Annotated in this window: 11 protein-coding genes; all 11 read left to right on the forward strand. The window is 46.7% G+C overall.

The genetic code is table 11. The features are described 5' to 3' along the window. The first annotated feature begins 322 nt into the window (after window positions 1-322). On the forward strand, window positions 323-1,351 hold the full coding sequence (locus GQO39_RS07060) for a phage protease (RefSeq protein ID WP_156851571.1): 1,029 nt from the start codon (window positions 323-325) through the stop codon (window positions 1,349-1,351). Further along, entirely contained in the window at window positions 1,348-1,689 is a 342-nt protein-coding gene (locus GQO39_RS07065; RefSeq protein WP_156851560.1) for a DUF2190 family protein, read from the forward strand. The genes GQO39_RS07060 and GQO39_RS07065 overlap by 4 nt, the downstream gene beginning before the upstream one ends. Before the next feature lie 12 nt (window positions 1,690-1,701). Beyond that, window positions 1,702-2,667, forward strand: a complete 966-nt coding sequence (locus GQO39_RS07070) for a major capsid protein (RefSeq protein ID WP_156851561.1) — start codon at window positions 1,702-1,704, stop codon at window positions 2,665-2,667. 15 nt (window positions 2,668-2,682) lie between these two features. Then, a complete protein-coding gene (locus GQO39_RS07075) occupies window positions 2,683-3,105 on the forward strand; it encodes a gp436 family protein (protein WP_156851562.1) in 423 nt (140 codons plus the stop codon). A gap of 1 nt (window position 3,106) precedes the next feature. Beyond that, window positions 3,107-3,601 (forward strand): phage virion morphogenesis protein, encoded by a 495-nt coding sequence (locus GQO39_RS07080; protein ID WP_156851563.1) that lies wholly within the window; start codon window positions 3,107-3,109, stop codon window positions 3,599-3,601. After that, window positions 3,598-4,119, forward strand: a complete 522-nt coding sequence (locus tag GQO39_RS07085; RefSeq protein ID WP_156851564.1) for a hypothetical protein — start codon at window positions 3,598-3,600, stop codon at window positions 4,117-4,119. Before GQO39_RS07080 ends, GQO39_RS07085 begins: the two co-directional genes overlap by 4 nt. After that, window positions 4,116-4,709, forward strand: a complete 594-nt coding sequence (locus GQO39_RS07090) for a phage baseplate assembly protein V (protein ID WP_156851565.1) — start codon at window positions 4,116-4,118, stop codon at window positions 4,707-4,709. The genes GQO39_RS07085 and GQO39_RS07090 overlap by 4 nt, the downstream gene beginning before the upstream one ends. Window positions 4,710-4,720: 11 nt before the next feature. Then, window positions 4,721-4,921, forward strand: a complete 201-nt coding sequence (locus GQO39_RS07095) for a hypothetical protein (protein ID WP_156851566.1) — start codon at window positions 4,721-4,723, stop codon at window positions 4,919-4,921. Between the two features lie 3 nt (window positions 4,922-4,924). Further along, window positions 4,925-5,311 (forward strand): GPW/gp25 family protein, encoded by a 387-nt coding sequence (locus tag GQO39_RS07100; protein WP_156851567.1) that lies wholly within the window; start codon window positions 4,925-4,927, stop codon window positions 5,309-5,311. Further along, entirely contained in the window at window positions 5,298-6,149 is an 852-nt protein-coding gene (locus GQO39_RS07105) for a baseplate J/gp47 family protein (RefSeq protein ID WP_156851568.1), read from the forward strand. Before GQO39_RS07100 ends, GQO39_RS07105 begins: the two co-directional genes overlap by 14 nt. Next, window positions 6,149-6,848, forward strand: a 700-nt coding sequence (locus tag GQO39_RS07110; protein WP_439647149.1) for a phage tail protein, incomplete at its 3' end; no start/stop codon positions are given. The genes GQO39_RS07105 and GQO39_RS07110, both read left to right, overlap by 1 nt.

The raw sequence follows: 6,848 nt of genomic DNA on the forward strand, positions 1-6,848 counted from the left end.
TAACTGGCTCACGCCTCGTGGATAGAAGTAACAGTTTAACAGTTTAAAAGCAATCTTTAAAAAAATGGCTCGAGAGAGGCTTCTTTTGTATAAGACGATAAATTGTACCTCTCACTTCACAACGGCGCTCTATCGCCTTTGAAGTGCCTTTGAAAACGATTTTATGGGATGGTTTGGCACGGAGGTTTTTCTTACAAGGAGAATAATAGGGAAAAGAGTGCTTTTTTGAGAAATGCTCTTTTGACTGACAGTGTCAGACTTATAGTGGGAGTAAGTTTCATGCATTGTATTGCCAATGACAATTGTAAAGCAATAGGCAATGATGGAACAAGAATTTCACGAAAATGACGAAGATGAACATGCTGAGATATTTCATGCCGCGTTAATAGATCTTTGTCCAGACGTTTTATGCCAAGACATTTCATGTGAAGACGCCACCGTTAGCCAAGCGCCTGAATGGGTAGAGCTTTTGCCCAAAGCGCCCCATGTGAAGGCACGTGATGGACGAGAATGGCATTATAACCCGCAAACGATTTTAAAAGCCTTTGCAGCCAATAAAGGACCGCTTGTGATTGACTATGAGCATGGGCAACATCACCGTGCGAGAAATGGTTTAGAAGCACCTGCCAGTGGCTGGATTGAAGAATTAGCAGAGCGGGATGGTGCGATTTGGGGGCGTGTTAAATGGACCGATATGGCTACCAAAAAAATTATTGCCCGAGAATATCGCTATCTTTCGCCTGAGTTTCGCCATTCGAAGAAAGGTGAAATTTTGCATTTAGCAGGTGCAGGACTGGTCAATCGTCCAGCCCTTGTCATGACGGCTTTAAGCCGTGAACAGCCTTCCCCTATAACTTTGACGGAGAAAATGATGGATTTGACAGCCATTGCCAGTGCACTATCGCTGGCAGAAGATGCTAAAGCGGATGAGGTTTTAGCAACGCTTAAAGCGCGCGAAAAGGAACGCGTGGAACTTTGCACCCAATTAACAAAAGCGCGAGAGGATTTAGCGCTTTTGCAAGAAGAGCAAAAAAACAGTGCCATTGAGAGTCTTTTAGACAAGGCAATTGAAGAGGGCAAGATTTTGCCCGCTGTCCGCGAGGAATATCGTGCATTGTGTAGCCTTAAAGGGGGCATCGAGCATTTTAAAAATTTGGTCGAGAAATTGCCGGCGCTTGCCTCAACAAGCCCTTTAGAGGCGTGTGCTTTGGTGCAAGAACAAAAGCTTGCTCCAGAAGAGGTTGCTGTTGCGGCACGCCATTATCAAGAAGAGCAGAAGAAAAAAGGCTTCGACATCACCATTAGCCAAGCGGTTGATTATATTTGCGAACAAAAGGAGCGCCAATCATGAGTACGATGATTTTGATTAAATCTTTTCGCGCCACCGATGTGATCTCACCTTATTGCATTGTTGCGGCGCGCACCGATGGTTCGGTGGCAACGGCTTCTGGTAAGGGTGATAAATTATTAGGGACTGCTGGCTCTCTTGGCGCAAAGGCTGGTGAGATGATTGATGTTGGCCAATGTGGTTGGGGCGAAGTGGTTTGTGGGGGCAATGTTTCCTTTGGTGATTTTTTGACCTCTGACCCAAAGGGGCACGCCATTAAGGCAGAAGCAGCAGATCGCACCATTGGTATTGCCATGAGTGATGGTTCTGCTGGTGATGTTATTTCTTTTAAAATGAATTAATCGAGGCTTAAAATGAACAGACCTTTTCCCATTGATCCAACACTCACCGCCATTGCTATTGGTTATCGTAATCCAGCAGGTTCTCTTATTGGCGATAAAGTTTTGCCACGCGTTTGTGTTTTAAGTGAGGTATTTAAATATAGTGAATTTCCCTTAGCGGAAAATTTTACCGTGCCTGAACTTGAGATAGGGCGGAAAGGGCGACCGAATGTGGTGGAATTTTCTGCCTTTGAACGGGAAGCCAGTGTCAAAGATTACGGACTTGATGATTTGATTCCCAATTCAGATATTGAAGCAGCGGCACGTGCACGGGCGGAGCGGCGCTCTCGTTATAACCCCGAAAAGACAGCTGTAGAGGGACTTGCCAATTTGCTGGAATTGGGGCGTGAAGTGCGTGTTGCAGCTCTTGTGCAAAAGAGTGAAAATTACGCACCAGAGCGGGTGATTACTCTCAAAGGAGAAAATAAATTTAGCGATTATGAGAAATCTGATCCTTATGCCACTTTAGATGAGGCGATGGATAAAGCTCTCGTCTATACGCCCAACACCATTGTGATGGGCAAAGTTGTTTGGTCAAAACTCAAACGCCATCCTAAAATCATTAAAGCCGTTAAAGGGGGGGGCACTGCTGATGGTTTTGTCACCAAGGCGCAATTTGCTGATCTGATGGAAATACACCCTGAACGTTTACTCATTGGTGAATCGCAAGTGAATTTGGCCCGCAAAGGGCGTTCGGCGCAATTGGCACGTGTCTGGGGCAATAAGATTGCACTGCTTTATATTGATCCTACCAAACAACAGGCGGATGGATCGGTCATCAGTTGGGGTTTTAGCGCCCAATTGGGTGAACGTTTATCAGGGGTGATCCAAGATCCAGATATCGGCTTGTCAGGCGGTAAACGGGTGCGTGTGGGGGAACGTGTGTGCGAATTGGTGGCAGCAAAAGATGCCGGCGTTTTATTGCAAGAAGTTGTCTAAGGGAAACTTTGAAATATGGCTTATGCAAGCAAAACATTGATTGAAGAGCTCTGGGGTGATGACTTCTTGGATGACTTATGTGGGATGGATGAGAATTCTGATCCAGTTTTTTCAGAGCAAGCCATTGCCCGCGCGCTCGAACAGGCAAGCGGTGAGATTGATGTGCATTTGTCTCATCGCTACGTGGTCCCGATTGCTGGACAGCCGGCGGCTCTGGGTATGATCTGTGTCAATATTGCTGTTTATAATTTAGCCATACGCCATACGGCACTGACCACGACCATTGAAGATCGTTACAAACAGGCGGTTGAACTCTTGAAACGCATTGCGGAAGGCAAAGCGGGTTTGGGGGTCGATGAACCTAAAATTATGAGCGAAGATGGCCCCGTGCGTGATGGGGCTTTTTTTCATGCCAAGCCGCGTTTGATGGGAAGGTAATATGTCTGTTTCAACCCATATTGAGATTAAAGAGATGGGGCTTGAAGCGGCTTTATCCTTTTTACAAAAGGGCGCTGATAGCTCGATGGGGACTTTGGCACAAGGGGTTGGGCGTCTTATCCAAGAAAGCACAAGGCGGCGGATTCAAAGCGAAAAAACCTCTCCTCAAGGAGAGAAGTGGGAAAACAATCATGCTCGCACCTCCATTCTTTTTGCCAGTGGGGCACTTTCACGCTCCATTGATATGAAAGCATCACCAGAACAGGTGATTGTGGGCTCTGGGTTGGTTTATGCGCGGATTCATCAATTGGGTGGGGTTATTCGTCCGAAAAATGCTAGCACCCTTCGTTTTTGTCTCACAAGCGGCAATGCACATCGCTTTGTTTGTGTGCGCCAAGTGACCATGCCCGCGCGCCCTTATTTGGGGCTTTCAGAGCGCAATAAAGTGGAAATTGTCAAAGCGGCAGAAGATTGGCTGGAAAGGGTCTTTTCATGAGTCAAACAGTCAAGCAAGCAGGGCGCATTAATGCGTTTCGTGAGGCGGTGATAAGGAGTCTTAAAAGCGCTTTGCCGGATGTGCGCGATTGCGGCTGTCAATTTGGGCGCTTTAATTTGGAAGAGCTTGAGACACAGATGCTTGTGGCACCAGCCATACGCGTTGCAGTGTTAGAAAGCCGTTTGAGTCCTGTAGCAAGTGGGCACATGAGTGCGGATCTTCATTTAGGGGCTTTTATTATCACCACGGGCAAAGAGCGTGATGTTTCCAGTTGGCTTTTGGCAGAAGCCATTGCGGTGCTTTGTCATAGCGGGCAATTGTGGGGACTAACGCATTTGAGCGCCCCGCGGGAGGTGCAAATTGAACCGATTGTCTCTGCGGCGATTAAGCAGCGCGGTGTATCGATAAGCGTGGTGGAATGGCACCAAGATTTGCATCAGTTGGGACGAGATATTTTTTGTGATGAAGGACAACTCAAAGCTGGGTTAATCTCTTTAGACAATGAGGTGGGAGCATGAATGATGCGCATCTTTTGAGCGACACCTTTCGGCAAATAATGAAGCGTCTTGATGCGCTTGAACGCTGTCTTGCCAACCAGCACATGATTGGGCGGGTTGCAGAAGTTGATGGTCATAGGGTGCGGGTGAAACTTTCCGAACAGGGTTCCAATGGACAAGCGGTTTTATCGCCTTGGCTCCAAGCGCAAGAAGCTTCTGGCGCTCTTTCAAGCAATATGCCTCTCCATGTTGGTGATCCGGTGCGGTTGTTAAATCCCCATGGCGCAATTGGTTCTGCTTCTCTGGTGGTGCGCGATAGTTATAGTGAGGATGCACCTAACCCCGCACGCTCTTTCCAAGAATTTGCTCTGTGTTATGCGGGTGGCGCTTTGCGCATCACAAAAGATGAACTCATTCTCTCCCATGGGGAAAACAAAATTCATTTGAGTAGCCAAGGTTTGGTGCTTTCTCATCAATCAACCCGTGTTGAATTAACGGGCAGTGTGCAGATTCAAGCGGAAGATTTACAGCACAATCAAAAATCTGTTGGCGCAAGCCACAAACACGGTGGGGTCAAAATGGGTCCCTCCACAACCTCTAGCCCCCTTTAAAGGAGTTTATCATGCGTGAGAACAGTTATGTTATTTTAACCAATGCCGATTTTGTTGCAGGCAAGCGTTCACCGGGCAAAGGTGAAGAAATTTGTTTAAGTGAGGAAGCAGCTAAATATCCCTTGCTGCTTGGTCAGATTGCTGAAAAACCAGCACCTGTTGTTTCTGCGGCCCCGACTGTTTCTTCCACAAAGACAACGAAGGGTGCTTAAAGCATGCGGTGCGGGATGAGCGAAAAGGATGGCTCTCTTTTATATGGTTGGGACCATTGCCAACAGTCACTGCGTAAATGTCTGACGACAAGGATTGGGACACGGGTTTTGCGTCGTCATTATGGATGTGATGTTGGAGCATTCCAAGACGCCAATGCTGATCCTGCGACGATGATGCAGCTTTATCAAGAAATCGTTGAAGCTTTGGATGATCCAGAGTGTGGAGAGCCTGGGTTTTCGTTGCAGAGGATTGATCTGACAAAAGCAACGCGTGAAGGCACTTTTCATTTTGTTTTAACCGGTGTTTTTTATCCCGATGGGCATTTGGGGGATTGGTCACACAAAGAGCCAATGAGCATCAATTTAGAGGTTGGTGATGACAGAGTTTGAACCTTTATCCCTCCCACAAATTATTGAAGAGCTTTCTGTTGAAGCAATTTTAGAGCAAAAGATCACGCGTTTAACTGAGCTTTTTGCAGCGCATCATATTCCTTATAATGTGGAAAAGACGGCTTATGATCCGGTAGTCATTCAATTACAAGCGGCCGCTTATGAAGAGTTGCTGTTGCGCCAGCGGATGAATGAAGTGGCGCGGGATAATTTACTCACATTTGCCCATGGAACAAGTTTAGACCATTTGGGGGATTTTCATGGGGTCACGCGCCTTTTGGATGAAGATGATGCGCGTTTGCGCCGCCGTATTCGTTTAAGTCGTCAAGGACATTCCACAGGCGGCACAACACCACGGTATCAATATTTTGCCCTCTCAAGCGATATCCATGTCAAAGATGCTTTTGTTTATCGTTTAGGCAAAAGCCCACTTATTTATGTTGCGCTTTTTAGTGATAGCCCTTCAGGGGTGGCTGATGAGGCTTTAATTGCCAAGGTGCAAGCAGCCCTTGATGCGCCCCATGTTAAAATGACCAATGACAACATCCTTGTAAAAAGTGCAGCGCAGCGGATGATCGATATTTCTGCTGATTTTTGGTTGTTACCGGATGAAGGATCTTTTGTTTTGGAAAGAGCGGAGCAGAATTTAACAGCAGAATGGGCGCGTGCGCAAAGGCTTGGGCGTGATCTGTCTTTAAGTTGGATACTAAGCCGCTTGATGGTTGAGGGCGTTCACCATGTGAACATAACGCAACCTTGTGAGGATATTTTGGTCGCACCGGATGAAGCGGTTGCACTAGGGAATATTGTCTTGTCTGAACGGGGGCGCGCTTATTGATGATCTCCTCCCTTTTGCCTCCAAATTCTAGCTTATTTGAATGTTGTTTTGCAGAAGCAATGGCTTTTGAGCCTCACGTTAAAACGGCACTCGAAGAAATACCCCGTGCGAAATTTATTACGCGTCCGCCTTCTTGGTTGCCCTTTTTAATAGACGAATATGGCTTACAAGAATTAAGCCCTTATTTTTCTAACCTTTATGATTTGATTGATCAGGGTCTTGCATGGCAAAATATTCGCGGTTCTCTTGCGGCAATAGAGATGGGTCTTGCATGGCTCCGGATTACAGCACACTTTATGCCTGCATGGACGGGGCGGGTATGGTGGAACTCCTTTCAACTTGATTTTGATCAGTTGCCTGAACGCAAAAGCCTTGAAGCCATTGAAGCAATCACAGACCTTTCCAAAAGTCTGCGCTCTGATTTTCGCCGTGGTGTCATGGGTTATGATGTGCAAGCTGTTGAATGCAATATGTCACGGCTTGATAACAGCATGTTGGAGTATGAAAGCGGTGTACGCTTAACAGCTGGGAATGCTTTGTTTTCCTTTGGACGCACGACAGAGATAGAGCACGTTCTCTTAAGAGAAGAAGGCAAGCTTATTGGCAATTGGATAGATGATGGGGATGAGGAATTAAGCTGGGATCAAATCGATTATCCATGGGACATGGCAAATTTTCCGTGGTGTTCGGTCAAAAAAC

This window comes from Bartonella refiksaydamii (genome assembly GCF_902652675.1).
Classification (GTDB): Bacteria; Pseudomonadota; Alphaproteobacteria; order Rhizobiales; family Rhizobiaceae; genus Bartonella; species Bartonella refiksaydamii.

What these genes read in the sequence shown, in the direction of transcription:
- GQO39_RS07060 (WP_156851571.1), top strand. Translation starts at nt 323, where the DNA reads ATGGAACAAGAATTTCACGAAAATGACGAAGATGAACATGCTGAGATA.
- GQO39_RS07065 (WP_156851560.1), top strand. Translation starts at nt 1,348, where the DNA reads ATGAGTACGATGATTTTGATTAAATCTTTTCGCGCCACCGATGTGATC.
- GQO39_RS07070 (WP_156851561.1), top strand. Translation starts at nt 1,702, where the DNA reads ATGAACAGACCTTTTCCCATTGATCCAACACTCACCGCCATTGCTATT.
- GQO39_RS07075 (WP_156851562.1), top strand. Translation starts at nt 2,683, where the DNA reads ATGGCTTATGCAAGCAAAACATTGATTGAAGAGCTCTGGGGTGATGAC.
- GQO39_RS07080 (WP_156851563.1), top strand. Translation starts at nt 3,107, where the DNA reads ATGTCTGTTTCAACCCATATTGAGATTAAAGAGATGGGGCTTGAAGCG.
- GQO39_RS07085 (WP_156851564.1), top strand. Translation starts at nt 3,598, where the DNA reads ATGAGTCAAACAGTCAAGCAAGCAGGGCGCATTAATGCGTTTCGTGAG.
- GQO39_RS07090 (WP_156851565.1), top strand. Translation starts at nt 4,116, where the DNA reads ATGAATGATGCGCATCTTTTGAGCGACACCTTTCGGCAAATAATGAAG.
- GQO39_RS07095 (WP_156851566.1), top strand. Translation starts at nt 4,721, where the DNA reads ATGCGTGAGAACAGTTATGTTATTTTAACCAATGCCGATTTTGTTGCA.
- GQO39_RS07100 (WP_156851567.1), top strand. Translation starts at nt 4,925, where the DNA reads ATGCGGTGCGGGATGAGCGAAAAGGATGGCTCTCTTTTATATGGTTGG.
- GQO39_RS07105 (WP_156851568.1), top strand. Translation starts at nt 5,298, where the DNA reads ATGACAGAGTTTGAACCTTTATCCCTCCCACAAATTATTGAAGAGCTT.